The organism is Pseudomonas sp. SJZ074 (genome assembly GCF_007828215.1).
GTDB lineage: Bacteria > Pseudomonadota > Gammaproteobacteria > Pseudomonadales > Pseudomonadaceae > Aquipseudomonas.
The window spans coordinates 22,104-38,149 of record NZ_VIUE01000041.1; the positions used below are offsets into that span (position 1 = coordinate 22,104).

Sequence of the window (16,046 nt, forward strand, 5' to 3'; positions counted from 1 at the left end):
GCCCCCGGTGCCACGCGCCGGGGGTGTTTGGTGCTTGCTCTCATCCAATCCTTTACCGCGCGGTGTCTGAGTCATGGCCAAGCCTTCATTTATCAATTTGTGGAACAGCTACCCGCCCTACCCGTCCGCCAATCCGGCCTGCGATGGTCCTTACATCAACCAATGCGCCATCCGGATGAGCATCGCCTTGTGCGGGGAACAGACCCTGCCGGTCAATTCATCGACTTATACGCTGGACCCTCGGTGCGCCCATGGACATGCCCGCGGCGCGGAGTCATTGGCCAATTGGCTATGGAACAAGAGCCGCCTCGGTCCGCCGAAAATCTATACCAACAGCGTGACGGACCGCACGACGCTGATGGGCAAGACTGGAATCATTTTTTTCAAAGACTGCTACCAGCAAAGTAGCGACACTGCCGGCCGCCCTACCGGGGACCATATCGACCTGTGGAATCGCGGCTTGACCAAAAGTGGCGACCTGTTCTCACGCTCGAAAGCCATTTGGTTCTGGGAGCTTGCGTGATGCGGAATCCCTTGTTCTTTTCAGCGCTGACGGCAAGCCTCGTCAACCTGAGTGCATGCGCCGGACAGGACACAGTCGCCACGGCTGCGCCGACCCAGGCGATGTTCGTCGGGCAGCCGGTGAGCCTGATCAACGATCAAGGTCGCTGCACGCTTGTCAAACCTGACCAGAGCCGGATGGCGCTCGATATGGAATGGCCTTGCCAGTTCAGCGTGGGTCCGGACAAGCAATTGCGGGTGGAGATCTTCAACCAGGTTCCGATCTTCGCCGTTGAACGCAGCGAACACATGCCCGCGCCCAGTCGCGACTGCCTGACCAAACTCCAGGCGGTGCGCCAGATAAAGGGAACGATGGAAGTCGCGGACGTCAGCCAGTTCGCCGCCTGCGGGCCTGGCCACTGGGACCAGAAAATGTACGTGGCACCTTTTACGTGGTAACTGAAATCGCCACTCGCGATCGCCTGCAACCGTCCTTGCTGGACCGGTTGACCGACGACGATCCGACCAATCCCAAGGAAAGCGCCGACAAGCGCGTGCTGTCCCTGACCCAATTGAAAGCCTCGGTGCTGCGTGACCTGGCGTGGCTGCTCAACACCACCTCGCTGCTCGACGCTGACGCCACGTTGCATACCCCGGCGGGAACCTCGGTGGTGAACTTCGGGCTGCCGGCGCTGGCCGGCAACAGCGCCTCGAACGTTGATCTTTCGGCGCTGGAAGCCCTGATCCAGCAGGCCATTGCCACTTTCGAGCCGCGTATCCTGCGCCATACCTTGCGCGTGCGGGCCCGGTCGACGGCCGAGATGAACCACAACGCCTTGAGTTTCGAGATCGAGGGCGACCTCTGGGCCCAGCCGGTGCCGTTGCGCCTGATGCTGCAAACCGACCTGGACCTGGAAACCGGCCATGTGCGCGTGGTCAACGCCGATCAGCGGAGACGCCCATGAACCCGCGCCTGCTGGAGTTGTACAACCAGGAACTGCACCACGTGCGCGAAAGCGCGGCGGAGTTCGCCAAGGAATACCCCAAGATCGCCAGCCGGTTGACGTTGTCCGGCATGGACTGCGCCGACCCCTATGTCGAGCGGCTGCTGGAAGGTTTCGCCTACCTGACGGCGCGGGTGCAACTCAAGCTCGATGCCGAGTACCCGACCTTCACCCACAACCTGCTGGAAATCGCCTACCCCCATTATCTGGCGCCGACGCCGTCGATGACCGTGGTGCAGATGCAGGCCGACCCGGACGAAGGGTCCTTGAGCAGCGGCTTCGAGCTGCCCCGGGACAGCGTTCTGCGCGCCGCCCTGGGGCGGGAAACCCAGACCTGCTGCGAGTACCGCACCGCCCACTCGGTGACGCTGTGGCCGTTGCAGGTCAGCCAGGCCGAGTACTTCGGCAACCCGTCCACGGTACTCGGACGCCTGGCTGCCAGTGAGCCGAAAGCCAAGGCCGGCCTGCGTCTGACCCTGCGCACCGGGGCCGAATTGCCGTTCAACAGCCTGGCCCTGGACAATCTGCCGCTGTACCTCAGTGGCGCCGACGAACAACCGTTCCGCCTGTACGAACAATTGCTGGGCAGCGCTTGTGCGGTGTTCGCGCGCCAGCCCGGCGGCCATTGGGTCGAGCGGCTGCCCCAGGATGCGTTGCGCTCCCGTGGCTTCGACGACATCGACGCTGCGCTGCCGGTGGTGCCGCGGGCATTCCAGGGCTATCGCCTGCTGCAGGAGTACTTCGCCCTGCCCCAGCGCTTCCTGTTTGTCGACTTCACCCAGTTGAGCCGCGCGGTCAAGCGTTGCGACGGCCAGGAGCTGGAGTTGATCGTGCTGTTCGACCGCCACGACCCGAGCCTGGAAGGCAGCGTCGGCGCCGCGCAGTTCCTGCCGTTCTGCACCCCGGCCATCAATCTGTTCCCCAAGCGCCTGGACCGCATCCACCTGTCGGAGCGGGTCAACGAGCACCACGTGATCGCCGACCGCACCCGGCCGATGGACTTCGAAGTGCATTCGCTGACCGGTCTCACCGGTCACGGCACCGGGCCGGAGCAACCGTTCCTGCCGTTCTATGCCGTGCGCGATCCGTCCCGTTATGGCCGCGACCAAGCCTATTACACGGTGCGCCGTGAACCCCGGGTGTTGTCCAGCGATCAGCGACGCAACGGCCCGCGCTCGACTTATATCGGCAGCGAAACCTTTGTCAGCCTGGTGGACAGTCAGCAAGCGCCCTACCGCCATGATCTGCGCCAACTGGGCGTGACGGCGCTGTGCACCAACCGCGACCTGCCATTGTTCATGAGCGTGGGCAGCGGCAAGACCGACTTCACCCTGGCCGACAGTGCACCGGTCGGCGCCGTGCGTTGCGTGGCAGGTCCCAGTCGGCCACGGGCCAGCCATGCCCACGACGCCAAGGCCTGGCGGCTGATCAGCCAGTTGTCACTGAACTACTTGTCGTTGAGCGAACAAGGCCAGGGCGCCGCCGCCCTGCGTGAACTCCTGCGCCTTTACGGCGACAGCAACGACGCGGCGCTGCAATTGCAGATCGAAGGCCTGCGGGAAGTCAGCAGCAAGGCCTGCACGCGACGCCTGCCGATGCCCGGCCCGATCGTGTTCGGTCGGGGCCTGGAGATCACCCTGGAATTCGATGAAAACGCGTTCCGCGGCACCGGGGTGTTTCTCCTTGGCGCGGTGTTCGAACGTTTCCTGGCACGCTACGTGTCGATCAACAGTTTTACCGAGACGGTGATCCGTACCACCGAACGCGGCGAGATCATGCGATGGAAAGCCAAGCCCGGACGTCGTCCGACCCTGTGAGTACCCTGGAGGCGATGCACCAGGAACCCTGGGAATACGATTTCTTCCAGGCGTTGCGGCGCATCGAGTGCGAAACCCCCGAACTGCCGCGCCTGGGCCATTCCCTGCGCCTGGCCGATGACCCGCTGCGCCTCGGGCAACAGGCCGACTGCACCTTTGCCCCGGCCACCCTCGCCTCGGTGCAACCGGGCGTCGACGGTGCGCCGGCGCGGCTGGAACAGTTCTTCTTCGGCCTCGGCGGCCCCAACGGCCCGATGCCGTTGCACATGACCGAGTACGTGCGCGAACGTCAGCGCAACAACGCCGACAGCACCAGCAAACGCTTCCTCGATGTGTTCCACCATCGCCTGCTCAGCCTGTTCTACCGGGCCTGGGCCGAGGCACGGCCAACGGTCAGCCATGACCGCCCGGACGACGACTACTGGTCGGCGCGCCTGGCGGCGCTCAGCGGTCGAGGCATGCCGAGCCTGCTCCAGCAGGGGCTGATCCCCGACACGGCGAAACTGCATTACAGCGGTCACCTGGCGGCGCAAACCCGTTACCCGGACGGTTTGAAAGCCATCCTCAGCGAGTATTTCGGCCTGCCGGTGGAAATCGAGGAATACGTCGGCCAATGGCTGGAGTTGCCCGAACGCAGCCGCGTCGGCGTCAGCGCCCATCAACTGGGCGTGGACTTCTGCCTGGGCCGCTACGTGTGGGACCGCCAGCACAAGTTCCGCATTCGCCTCGGGCCGCTCAAGTTCGTCGACTACATGGGCATGTTGCCCGGTGGCGAGCCGTTCAACGAACTGGTGGCCTGGGTCGCTGAATACCTGGGCCATGAACTGGACTGGGACCTGAATCTGGTCCTGGAACAGTCCGAGGTGCCGGCGTTACAACTCAACGGCCGCTTCCGCCTGGGGTTCAACACTTGGCTGGGGCAGCCCGAAACCGATGCCAACGATCTAATACTGGCCCGGCATTACGCCGAACAGGCCAACACCTCACAGACCTCAAGGAGCCATGAGCATGGGTGAAATCAGTCGCGCCGCGTTGTTCGGCAAACTCAACAGCGTGGCCTACAAAGCCATCGAAGCCGCCACCGTGTTCTGCAAATTGCGCGGTAACCCCTATGTGGAACTGGCCCACTGGTTTCACCAGTTGCTGCAACTGCAGGACTCGGACCTGCACCGCATCATCCGCCAGTTCAATGTCGAGCCGGCGCGCCTGGCCCGGGACCTGACCGACGCCCTGGACCGCCTGCCACGGGGCTCGACCTCGATCACCGACCTGTCCTCCCACGTCGAAGAGGCCGTGGAGCGCGGCTGGGTCTACGGCAGCCTGATGTTCGGCGAAAGCCAGGTGCGCACCGGTTACCTGGTGCTGGGCATCCTCAAGACCCCAAGCCTGCGCCATGCCCTGCTGGGCTTGTCGTCGGAGTTCGACAAGGTCAAGGCCGAGGCCCTGAGCGAGCGCTTTGACGAATACGTCGGCGACTCCCCGGAAAACGCCCTGACCGCCAGCGACGGCTTCAATGCCGGCGCCGTGCCGGGCGAAGCCAGCGGCGCCATGGCCCCCAGCGCCATGGGCAAACAGGAAGCTCTCAAGCGCTTTACCGTCGATCTCACCGAGCAGGCCCGCAGCGGCAAGCTCGACCCCATCGTCGGCCGTGACGAAGAGATCCGCCAACTGGTGGACATCCTCATGCGCCGCCGGCAGAACAACCCGATCCTCACCGGTGAAGCTGGCGTGGGCAAGACCGCCGTGGTCGAAGGCTTTGCCTTGCGCATCGTTGCCGGTGACGTGCCGCCGGCCCTCAAGGACGTAGAGCTGCGCAGCCTTGACGTCGGCCTGCTGCAGGCCGGCGCGAGCATGAAAGGTGAGTTCGAACAGCGCCTGCGCCAGGTCATCGAAGACGTCCAGGCCTCGCCGAAGCCGATCATCCTGTTCATCGACGAAGCCCACACCCTGGTGGGTGCCGGTGGCGCCGCCGGTACCGGTGACGCGGCCAACCTGCTCAAGCCAGCCCTGGCCCGCGGCACCCTGCGCACCGTGGCCGCGACGACCTGGGCCGAGTACAAGAAGCACATCGAGAAAGACCCGGCCCTGACCCGGCGCTTCCAGGTGGTGCAAGTGGCCGAGCCGTCGGAAGACAAAGCCCTGCTGATGATGCGCGGCGTGGCCTCGACCATGGAACAGCACCATCAAGTGCAAATCCTCGACGAAGCCCTGGAAGCCTCGGTCAAACTGTCCCACCGCTACATTCCTGCACGCCAGTTGCCGGACAAGTCCGTGAGCCTGCTGGACACCGCCTGCGCCCGCGTCGCCATCAGCCTGCACGCCGTGCCGGCCGAAGTGGATGACAGCCGCCGGCGCATCGAAGCGCTGGAAACCGAGCTGCAAATCATCGCCCGTGAACACGCCATCGGCGTGGTCATCGGCACTCGCCAGACCCAGACCGAAAGCCTGCTGAGCGCCGAACGCGAGCGCCTCGCCGAGCTGGAAAGCCGTTGGGCCGAAGAGAAAACCCTGGTGGACGAACTGCTCGCCACCCGCGCCACCCTGCGCGAACGCGTCGGCGTGGTGGACAGCGAAGATGCCAGCGAAGCTTGCGACAACGAAAGCCACGCCTTGCGCGAGAAACTGGTAGACCTGCAACGTCGCCTGACCGCCCTGCAAGGCGAAACCCCGCTGATCCTGCCGACCGTGGACTACCAGGCCGTGGCCTCGGTGGTCGCCGACTGGACCGGTATCCCGGTAGGCCGCATGGCCCGCAACGAACTGGAGACCGTGCTCAACCTCGACCAGCACCTGAAGAAACGCATCATCGGCCAGGACCATGCCTTGCAGATGATCGCCAAACGCATCCAGACCTCCCGCGCCGGCCTCGACAACCCGAGCAAACCGATTGGCGTGTTCATGCTCGCCGGCACCTCCGGCGTGGGCAAGACCGAAACCGCCCTGGCCCTGGCCGAAGCCATGTACGGCGGCGAGCAGAACGTCATCACCATCAACATGAGCGAGTTCCAGGAAGCCCACACCGTGTCCACCCTCAAGGGCGCGCCACCGGGCTACATCGGCTACGGCGAAGGCGGCGTGCTGACCGAAGCCGTGCGGCGCAAACCATACAGCGTGGTGCTGCTGGACGAGGTGGAAAAAGCCCACCCCGACGTGCATGAAATCTTCTTCCAGGTGTTCGACAAAGGCGTGATGGAGGACGGCGAAGGCCGGGTGATCGACTTCAAGAACACCCTGATCCTGCTGACCACCAACGCCGGCACCGAGTTGATTGCCGATGTCTGCAAGAACCCGCAGGACGTGCCCGAACCCGAAGAGATTGCCAAGGCCCTGCGCCAGCCGCTGCTGGAGATTTTCCCGCCGGCCCTGCTCGGCCGCCTGGTGACGATCCCGTACTACCCGCTCAGCGACGAGATGCTCAAGGCCATCACCCGCCTGCAACTCAACCGCATCAAGAAGCGCGTGGAGAGCACCCACAAGGTCGCGTTCGACTACGACGACGCGGTGATCGACCTGATCGTCTCGCGCTGCACCGAAACCGAAAGCGGCGGCCGCATGATCGACACCATCCTGACCAACAGCCTGCTGCCGGACATGAGCCGCGAGTTCCTGACCCGCATGCTCGAAGGCAAGGCCATGGCCGGCGTGCGGATCAGCGCGGTGGATAACGAATTGCAGTACAACTTCAGCGACGCGGCCTGAGGCACGCCGATAACCCTGTGGGAGCGGGCTTGCTCGCGAAGGCAATCTGTCAGTGACATAGATATTGGCTGACACCCCGCATTCGCGAGCAAACCCGCTCCCACAGTGGATCCGGTTCTTCAGGGAAACAGCGGCGCAGCCCTTACAACGACGAGATCACCGATGTTATTCAACCAAGCCACACGCCTGGCCAAAATCACCAGCCCCCTGGGGCCCGAGGTGCTGCTGCTCAAGGACATGGGCGGCGGTGAAGAGCTGGGAAGGCTGTTCAACTATGAGTTGCAGCTGCACTCGCTGGACAACGCCATCGATCTCAATCAGGTGCTCGGCAAACCCATGTGCGTGAGCATGCAGCTGGACGGCGGTGGCGAGCGGCATTTCCACGGCATCGTGGCGCGCTTCAGCCAGAACGTCGACCAAGGCCAGTTCGCCAGCTACCAGGCCACGCTGCGGCCCTGGCTGTGGCTGCTGACCCGCACTTCCGATTGCCGGATTTTCCAGAACCTGACCATCCCGCAGATCATCAAGCAAGTGTTCCGCGACCTGGGTTTCTCCGATTTCGAAGACGCCTTGAGCCGACCCTATCGCGAGTGGGAATACTGCGTGCAGTATCGCGAGACCAGCTTCGATTTCGTCAGCCGCCTGATGGAACAGGAAGGGATCTACTACTTCTTCCGTCACGAGCAGGGTCGTCATGTGCTGGTACTGGCCGATGCCTACGGTGCGCACACCAGCGCGCCCGGCTACGCCTCGGTGCCCTACTACCCGAAGAACGAGCAGCAGCGCGAGCGCGACCACATTCACGACTGGCACCTGGCCCAGGAGGTGCAGCCGGGCTCGCTGGAACTCAACGACTATGACTTCCAGCGTCCCAGTGCGCGCATCGACGTGCGTTCGGCGATGCCCCGTCCCCATGCCGCCGGTGACTATCCGCTGTACGACTACCCCGGCACCTACGTGCAAAGCGAAGATGGCGAACACTATGCCCGCACCCGCATCGAAGCCTTGCAGACCCTGCACGAACAGGTCGAGCTGGCCGGTAACGCACGGGGCCTGGGCTCGGGTCATCTGTTCAGCCTGACCGGCTTCACCCGCCAGGACCAGAACCGTGAATACCTGATCGTCGGGGCTCGCTACTACCTTTCCCAGGAAAGCGGCGAAACCAGCGGCGGCGCCCCTTCGGCGCAGTTCGAAAGCAGCCTGACCTGCATCGCCGCCCAGCAGAGCTATCGACCGCTGCCCATCACCCACCGTCCGGTGGTCAAGGGCCCGCAAACCGCCCTGGTGGTCGGCCCCAAGGGCGAGGAAATCTGGACCGATCAGTTCGGCCGGGTGAAGGTGCACTTCTACTGGGACCGCCACGACCAGTCCAACGAAAACAGCTCATGCTGGATCCGCGTGTCGCAATCCTGGGCCGGCAAGAACTGGGGTTCGATGCAAATTCCGCGCATCGGCCAGGAAGTGATCGTCAGCTTCCTCGAAGGTGACCCGGACCGGCCGATCATCACCGGTCGAGTCTACAACGCCGAGCAGACCGTGCCCTACGACCTGCCTGAGAACGCGACCCAGAGCGGCATGAAGAGCCGTTCGAGCAAGGGCGGCACGCCGGCGAATTTCAACGAAATCCGCATGGAGGACAAGAAAGGCGCCGAGCAGTTGTACATCCATGCCGAGCGCAACCAGGACATCGTGGTCGAGGTGGATGAAAGCCATTCGGTGGGCCATGACCGCAACAAGAGCATCGGCCATGACGAGACAGTGACCATCGGCAACAACCGCCTGCGCATCGTCAAGCAGGAAGACATCCTCTGCGTCGGCCAGCGCAAGACCGACAGCATCAGCCAGAGCTACGTGATCGAAGTGGGCGAAAACCTGCGGCTGGTCTGCGGTGAAAGCATCCTGGAACTCAATGCCAGCGGCCAGATCAACCTGACCGGCGTGCAGATCAGCTTCTATGCCAAGGGCGATGCCGAGTTCAACACCGGCGGCGTCCTGCACCTGAACAATGGCGGCGGCCCTGGTGCCACCCCTGATGGCCAGGGCGTCAAGGCCAGCATCGACGCCAACGTCAAAGCCGCATTCCCCAAGGGTTAATCCAGAGATTCAGGCGCCATGACTTATCGCATCAACGAATTCCAGCTCCAACTGCCGCCCAGCGAGTTGCTGGACGCGACAATCAACATCCTCAAGTTCCCCGAACTGGGCACGTCCTTGATCGTCAGTCGCAGCCTGCTGGCCGACGGCGAAACCCTGCAAAGCAACCTCGACGACCAGCTGGGGCGTCTGGAAAAACAGGTACAGGAACTGCGCTGCCAACCGGGCGCCAGCGTGCGTCTGGGCGCCAATCAGGAAGTCGAAGGCATCGAGCTGCGCAGCCAGTTCAGCAAGGGCAACGAAAAGGTCTTCCAGTTCCAGTTGGCGCTGGTGCTGCCCGGCACGCGCAAGATGTTTGCCCTGAGCTACGTCAAGGCCGAGCCACTCGGCGATGCCGAAGCCGCGCACTGGGCAACGATCAAGGGTTCGCTAGTGTTCGACGGCCCGGCCTGATGGGCGACTTGCATGTCTGATGCGCTCTGGGCCGCCCGTCTGGGCGACGCGCTGGATCACACCTCGATGATGGCCGACATCCTCGGCGGTGTGCTGGAGGTGGCAGCCAACATCGCGATCACCGCCGTCGCCACCGCCGCCGTGGTGGCGGCCACCGGCATCACGGTCGCTACCGGCGGCCTGGGTTGCTTCCTGCTCGGCGCCGTGGTCGGCGCGGTCGTCGGCATCGCCATGAGCAAGACCGGGGCCGACAAGGGCCTGAGCAATATCTGCGAAGGCATCGGCAACGCCCTCTTTCCGCCCACGGTGCAGGCCAATATCCTTACCGGCTCCACCGACACCCTGACCAACAACATTCCCGCCGCTCGCGCTGCCGGGGCCATCGAGTCCCATGTCGCACCGACCGGAACCGAGCTGGAAGAACCCGAGCCCAGCTACCTGGACATGGCCGAGAGTTTCTTCTCGCAGATGTGGCGCCCCACCGTCGCCACGCCCGCCCCCGGTGCAGAGCCCAAGCCGCTAGACATGATCACCTGCCTGAAGCACCCGCCGATGCCGCCGCAGTTCCTGGCCGAAGGCTCGGACAAGGTCACTATCAACGGCCAGCCCGCCGTGCGCAGCGGCGACCGCAGTACCTGCGAGGCCAAGGTGGTGTCGTCCGGGTTGATTTCCCCCGACGTGACCATCGGCGGCGGCACCGTGGTGGTACGCGAGATTCGCAGCGGCAAGACGCCGGGGGTGGGGCTGGCGGTGACCGCGTTGCTGATGCTCAAGGGCGGCAAAGGCAAGTTCCTGAGCAACCTGCCGTGCATGTTGATAGGCGGTGCGGCCTCGATGGCGGTCAGCAGTGCCATGGGCGCGGCGGCCAACGCGGCCATGGGTTCTTCGAACCCGGTGCATGCGGCGACCGGCGCGAAAGTGTTGGCGGACGTCGAGGAACTGGACTTCGTCTTGCCCGGCATCCTGCCCATCGACTGGCAGCGTTTCTACAACAGTCGCGACGAGCGCCGGGACGGCCTGTTCGGCGCCGGCTGGAGCGTCGCCTACGAAATACGCGTAGAGATCCTGCCCCATCCCGAGGGTGGCGAAACCCTGGTCTATACCGACGAACAAGGCCGGCGCATCGACATGGGGTCGATCCCCTTGGGCGGCGCGGTATTCAGTCCCGGTGAAGGCCTCAGCGTGCGGCGGCACGCCAACGGTGAACTGCTGATCGAAAGCGCGGACGGCTTGTACCGGTTGTTCAAGCCCACACCGGCGAATGCCACGCTGCTGCGCCTGGAACAGCTCGGTGATCGCAACGATAACCGCATCCACCTCGACTACGACGAAGCCGGGCAGTTGGTACGACTGCGTGACACGTTCGACCTGGTGCAGGTCGAACTGGCCTATGACGAGCGCTGGCCACGACGGGTCAGCCGGATCGACCGGCTCTACCCTGACCAGCGCCGTGAAGTGCTGATGTACTACGGCTACGATGCCCAGGGAGACCTGGCGCAGGTGCGCCAGTCCAATAGCCAGGTCAAACGCCGTTATGCCTACGACCTCGGGCGAAGGATGGTGGAGCATCAGTTGCCCACCGGGCTGCGCTGCTTCTATGAATGGGCCTTGGTCGAAGGCCAGGAATGGCGCGTGGTCCGCCATTGGACCGACGCCGGCGATACTTACACATTCGACTATGACCTGGCCGGCGGCATCACCCGCATCACTGACGGTTTGAATCGCGTCAGCACCCGGCGCTGGGATACGCGCTACCAGATCACCGAAGCCATCGACGCACTGAATCGCACCTGGGCATTCGAATGGAACGACGAAAGCCAGTTGCTGGGGGCGACCGACCCCAACGGTGGACAGCATCGGTTCAGCTATGACGAAGCGGGCAATCTCTGCCAGACCCTCGACCCGCTCGGGCGCAGCGAGTCGACGCTGTGGCTCGAACACTGGGCCCTGCCCCTGGCGGAAACCGATGCCGCAGGCAATACCTGGCAGTACCGCTACGACCCACGGGGCAATTGCATCGCCGAAACCGACCCGCTAGGCCACATTACCCGCTATCGCCACGATGCCCACGGCCAGGTGGTAGAGGTCATCGACGCCACCGGCAAAAGCAAGACGATGCGCTGGACGGCCCTCGGCCAACTCAGCGAACACACCGATTGCTCCGGCTACACCACCCGGTTGAACTACGACGAGCGCGGTCTGCTGCTCAGCAGCAGCGATGCGCAGGGGGAACGCACAAGTTTCAGCTACGACGACCAGGGCAGGTTGCTGAGCAAACAGTTGCCGGATGGTCGCATCGAACACTATCAACGCGATGCCAGCGGCCAGTTGATCGGCTATAGCGATCCCGCCGGTCACACCACATCGTTCCAGCACACGCCGAGCGGTCAACTGCGCCTGCGCACCGACGCCCACGGCCGGCGGGTGGAGTTGAGCTACGACAGTTATGGGCGGCTGCTGGCCCTGACCAACGAGAACGGCGAAAGCTATCGGTTTGCCTGGGATGCGGGTGATCGCTTGAGCGCCGAGCACAGCCTGGACGGCAGCCTCAAGCGCTACGCCTACGATGCCCTGGACAATGTCACTCGCGTGCAAGCCCTCGCCGTTCCCGGCAGCACCGACCTGGACCTCTCGCCGCAAGCCCCCATCATCCATGAGCTGGAACGCGATGCCATGGGTCGACTGGTCGCCAAGGTCACCGCCGACGGACGCACCGAATACCGCTATGACGCCCTCGATCAGGTCAAGGCCATCACCTTCACCGGCCTGGCCGGTGAACAGCAAAGCATCGGCTTCAGCTACGACGCGCTTGGGCAACTGATCGCCGAACAGGGGTGGGCCGGTCGCCTCGAGCATCACTATGACGAACTGGGCAACCTCACCCAGACACAGCTTCCCGATGGCCGCTGGCTGAACCGCCTGCACTACGGCAGCGGCCATCTGCACCAGATCAACCTCGACGGCCAGGTCATCAGCGACTTCGAGCGCGACCGCCTGCACCGCGAAGTACTGCGCACCCAGGGCCGTCTCAGCACCCGCAGCGAATACGACCGCAGCGGTCGCCTGCGGGCCCGCCAGCGACGGCACCAGGAGCAGTCGACACTGCTGCCGCCAGCGGCGCAGTCGCTGTTTGCCTACGACGGCAGCGATCAACTGGTGGAGCGCTTCGACAACCAGCCCGAAGCACCCCATCGTCAACTGCTGCACTATGACGCCACCGGCCGCATCCTCGCCAGCCAGGACAATCTCAAAGGTCAACGTGAAGGTTTCGCCTACGACCCGGCCGCCAACCTGCTCGACGGACTGATGGGCACCGGGCACGTCACCCACAATCGCTTGCTGACCTATCAGGACAAGCGCTACCGCTACGACGGCTTCGGCCGCATGGTGGAAAAACGCAGCAGCCGACGCGGTGTCCAGCGCTTCAAGTACGACGCCGAACAGCGCCTGGTGGAAGTGCACAACGACAACGGCTCGGTCGTGAAGATGACCTACGACCCGCTGGGCCGACGCATCGAAAAAACCGAGTACGACCGCCATGCTACCCCGCTGGGCCGTACCCGCTTTACCTGGGATGCGCTGCAACTGTTGCAGGAACACCGCGACAACCAGACCAGCCTCTACATCTATGCCGACGACGGCCACGAGCCTTTGGCGCGGGTCGATGGCCTCGGTGCACAGCAGAAAGTCCGGTACTACCACAACGACTTCAACGGCCAGCCCGAACAACTGTCGGAAAGCGACGGCCATACGCTCTGGCGCGCCCATTACCAGGTGTGGGGCAGCACCGCCGAAGAGCTGCGCGAACCCTATTACATCGAAGAGCAGAACTTGCGGTTCCAGGGCCAGTACCTGGACCGGGAAACCGGGCTGCACTACAACACCCTGCGTTTCTACGACCCGGACATAGGCCGCTTCACCACGCCGGACCCCATCGGCCTTGCCGGCGGATTGAACCTCTACCAGTACGCACCGAACCCGGTGAGCTGGATCGACCCCCTGGGGCTGATGAAATGCACCACCCCGCCGAAGGGGCGCAAGGTCAACCGGACGGTCTATCGGTTCGAGGAACCCGGGCGGATCAGCACCACCTGGACCGCCCACAAGTGGAACGTTGCCGCCCGGCACCGCTATACCGCGCCGGGGCTTGGTGGCGTCTATGGCGCCAACTCGCGCAAGACCGCCATGGGTGAGGTCAATCACTGGGGCGTTGACCTGTCCACGCGGGTGCTGGTGAGCAAGAAGGTGCAGCTCAACAACGTCCTCGACCTGACCCGGGCCGATGTGCGCAAACAACTGGGCGTGTCCCTTAAAAGCATCACCGGCAACAAATACACCCAGACCCACCAGATTGGCGCCTGGGCCAAGGCCAACGGTTATGATGGGATCCTGGCGCCGTCGGCGCGAAACCCGACCGGCAGCAACTTGATTTCCTTTGCAGGTTTTTGACATGGGACTGGAAGACGAATACGTCGGCGACGCCGACTGGCGAACCTTCGTGCGCCTGTACGAAGAGGACTATCTCGACGACAACGCCCACACGCTCGCCAAGGCCATGGACGACCACCTCGACATGGCCGTGGTGCTCTATGGCAAACGCGGGCTCAAGGAGGGTTTGTGGTGGATGGAACAGGTTGTGCCGGCGCTGGGCAACAAACGGCCGGTCGATTGCCTCAAGAGTCCGAAACTGATCAAGCGCCTGAGGATGGCCTTGATGAGCATGCCGTAACCCACAGCAATGGATCGTGAAGTGCTGTGCCCCCAAGGGCAGACCAGCACCCGCAGTGACCAAGAGCGCAGTCCTTGTGCCTTGCGCACCGTTCAGTCGAAATTCAACACCTCGCCGCCCTTGGCCTCAAGCATTTCGTCGAACACCGGCAACCTGGCAACGAAATCCGCTTCAAACGCCAGGTAGCGGTCCTGGGCCGGCAGATAGCGCACCTGCGGCTTGATACGCCGGATATCCTGGCTGGACAGTTTGAGCACCTGGTTGTCGAGCTGATTCCAGAACCAGGCCAGGGTGTGCGAGCCGAATGTATTGGTGGCGTAGTTCCACACCCACCAGTCGCCGTGTCCCCGGCTGACATGAATACGCCCGTGGAACGTGCGCAACGTAATGAGGTTCTTTGGCTCTGTGACGAGCAGGCGGGTGTCCTGGCGCACCTCGCTGCCAAAACCATCCAGCAGCGCCTTCGTTGCGGTGCCTGTAAGCACGTTGAAGCGCCACGCCCGCAGCACGGTCTCGTGGTAGCGTGGGTCTTCGAGGTTCTTGCGCTTGTCTTCGCTGAACAGCAGGATCTCATCGCCCCCCAGGTACGCGGTCGACGCCCTGAGGTGGTAGCCGTCCACCGCCGGCATCGGCCTGGCGGCGATGGCCTGGTGCGGTGGGTCCTGACTCCAGATCCAGCACAGTGGGCCGTTGTGTTGCATGAACAGCAGGCGACGGGGGCCGATGGGCAATATCGTCAGTTCATCCGGGTGTTCGAAAATGACTTCGCTGGCCTGCGCCGTGATCCGCCAGATACGCGTCATCGGTACCGGCTCGTAGAGGCGCTGGCGCTCGAATACCTCGGCATCCACCACGACGCTGGGTTGTTCGAACCCTGGCCACTCCACCTCAGCAGGGCCGAAAGCCTGGATGTCGTCGCCCTGGCGAACTTCGTACTTATAGCGGTCATCCGAGCTGTAGTCGCCTCTCCTGACCCGACGCCGCCACAGGCTGCGCTGGGCATTGGCGTCGATGAGCTGCAGATCGGCGCCGTCGAGCCCGTCGGTGCGGTGTTCGAGCATGTCCTGCTCGGCGGGCGGCCACTGGTTGTAGTCAATCAGGAAACACAGCCACTGCTCATCGTCCTGCTCGGTAATGCCGGCCCAGCCGTTGTGGTAGTTGTCATCATGGACGTAGGTGGGGCCGGGATAGTCGTGCACTTCCTGCAACCAGTTCAGTTTGCCGCGCTTGGACCTGGCCGGCTTGCGTGCGGCTTTTCCCTCAGCGGCGACGGACTTCTGCGGCTCGATCAGGCTCGGCGTGAAGTCCTCCTGGTCTTGCCAGTGCCTGGCAAACGCCTCGCGCTGATCGGTCAGGATAATCACCGGGCGGTAATCATCGCCACCGGCATCCAGGTTCCACAGGTCGTAGCCTCGTTCGGCCAGGGCGCTCGCCAGCGCCTGGAAGCAGATCTCGGGCATTTCATTGGAGAGTTCATCCAGCAACGCCTCGAATGGCTGGCCGGTAAACAGGTCGATATCAGGGTAGTAATGCTGGAGCAACCCCAGGAGTTCGCCGCCGGGTGTTTTCCAGTCGATATGTACCAGCGGATCAAAACGAGATTGCATCACGCCTGCCTTCCTTGAAATGCCAGTCAGTTAAACCTGTGGGAGCAAGCCTGTTCTGGTCAAGTTTTTCCGGACACCGATTACGGTGATCAAGCTGCCTGCTGCTCCATGGCTATTGGCGGCAGGTAGTTGTTATGGCTGT

At 63.5% G+C, this 16,046-nt stretch carries 11 protein-coding genes; 10 read left to right on the plus strand and 1 reads right to left on the minus strand.

All coding sequences use genetic code 11. The features are described from left to right. Nucleotides 1-73 precede the first annotated feature (73 nt). The 10 genes from FBX99_RS26920 (at nucleotide 74) to FBX99_RS26965 (ending at nucleotide 14,297) form a co-directional block, all read left to right on the plus strand. The gene (locus FBX99_RS26920; protein ID WP_144929068.1) at nucleotides 74-523 is read left to right on the plus strand and encodes a type VI secretion system amidase effector protein Tae4; all 450 of its coding nucleotides are present in this window, start codon (nucleotides 74-76) and stop codon (nucleotides 521-523) included. After that, nucleotides 523-960, plus strand: coding sequence for a hypothetical protein (locus tag FBX99_RS26925; RefSeq protein WP_145133515.1), 438 nt, complete (start codon nucleotides 523-525; stop codon nucleotides 958-960). Before FBX99_RS26920 ends, FBX99_RS26925 begins: the two co-directional genes overlap by 1 nt. Then, nucleotides 954-1,466, plus strand: coding sequence for a type VI secretion system baseplate subunit TssE (gene tssE / locus FBX99_RS26930; RefSeq protein ID WP_144929064.1), 513 nt, complete (start codon nucleotides 954-956; stop codon nucleotides 1,464-1,466). The genes FBX99_RS26925 and tssE overlap by 7 nt, the downstream gene beginning before the upstream one ends. After that, nucleotides 1,463-3,322 (plus strand): type VI secretion system baseplate subunit TssF, encoded by a 1,860-nt coding sequence (gene tssF, locus FBX99_RS26935; RefSeq protein ID WP_144929062.1) that lies wholly within the window; start codon nucleotides 1,463-1,465, stop codon nucleotides 3,320-3,322. The genes tssE and tssF overlap by 4 nt, the downstream gene beginning before the upstream one ends. Next, complete coding sequence (gene tssG / locus FBX99_RS26940) at nucleotides 3,286-4,338, plus strand: type VI secretion system baseplate subunit TssG (RefSeq protein ID WP_144929060.1); 1,053 nt, start codon at nucleotides 3,286-3,288, stop codon at nucleotides 4,336-4,338. The genes tssF and tssG overlap by 37 nt, the downstream gene beginning before the upstream one ends. After that, on the plus strand, nucleotides 4,331-7,021 hold the full coding sequence (gene tssH, locus FBX99_RS26945; protein WP_144929058.1) for a type VI secretion system ATPase TssH: 2,691 nt from the start codon (nucleotides 4,331-4,333) through the stop codon (nucleotides 7,019-7,021). Before tssG ends, tssH begins: the two co-directional genes overlap by 8 nt. 162 nt (nucleotides 7,022-7,183) lie before the next feature. Then, complete coding sequence (locus FBX99_RS26950; protein WP_144929056.1) at nucleotides 7,184-9,115, plus strand: type VI secretion system tip protein VgrG; 1,932 nt, start codon at nucleotides 7,184-7,186, stop codon at nucleotides 9,113-9,115. A gap of 18 nt (nucleotides 9,116-9,133) precedes the next feature. After that, complete coding sequence (locus FBX99_RS26955) at nucleotides 9,134-9,568, plus strand: DcrB-related protein (protein WP_144929054.1); 435 nt, start codon at nucleotides 9,134-9,136, stop codon at nucleotides 9,566-9,568. Between the two features lie 12 nt (nucleotides 9,569-9,580). After that, entirely contained in the window at nucleotides 9,581-14,017 is a 4,437-nt protein-coding gene (locus FBX99_RS26960; RefSeq protein WP_144929052.1) for an RHS repeat-associated core domain-containing protein, read from the plus strand. Between the two features lies 1 nt (nucleotide 14,018). Next, nucleotides 14,019-14,297 carry a hypothetical protein gene (locus FBX99_RS26965; RefSeq protein WP_144929050.1) on the plus strand — a complete coding sequence of 93 codons (279 nt, stop codon included), beginning with the start codon at nucleotides 14,019-14,021 and terminating at the stop codon, nucleotides 14,295-14,297. A 92-nt stretch (nucleotides 14,298-14,389) separates the two neighbouring features. Here FBX99_RS26965 and FBX99_RS26970 read toward each other — a convergent pair whose 3' ends face one another. Then, nucleotides 14,390-15,904: a hypothetical protein gene (locus FBX99_RS26970; protein WP_145133517.1), complete on the minus strand. Its 1,515-nt coding sequence runs from the start codon at nucleotides 15,902-15,904 to the stop codon at nucleotides 14,390-14,392. Nucleotides 15,905-16,046 lie beyond the last annotated feature (142 nt).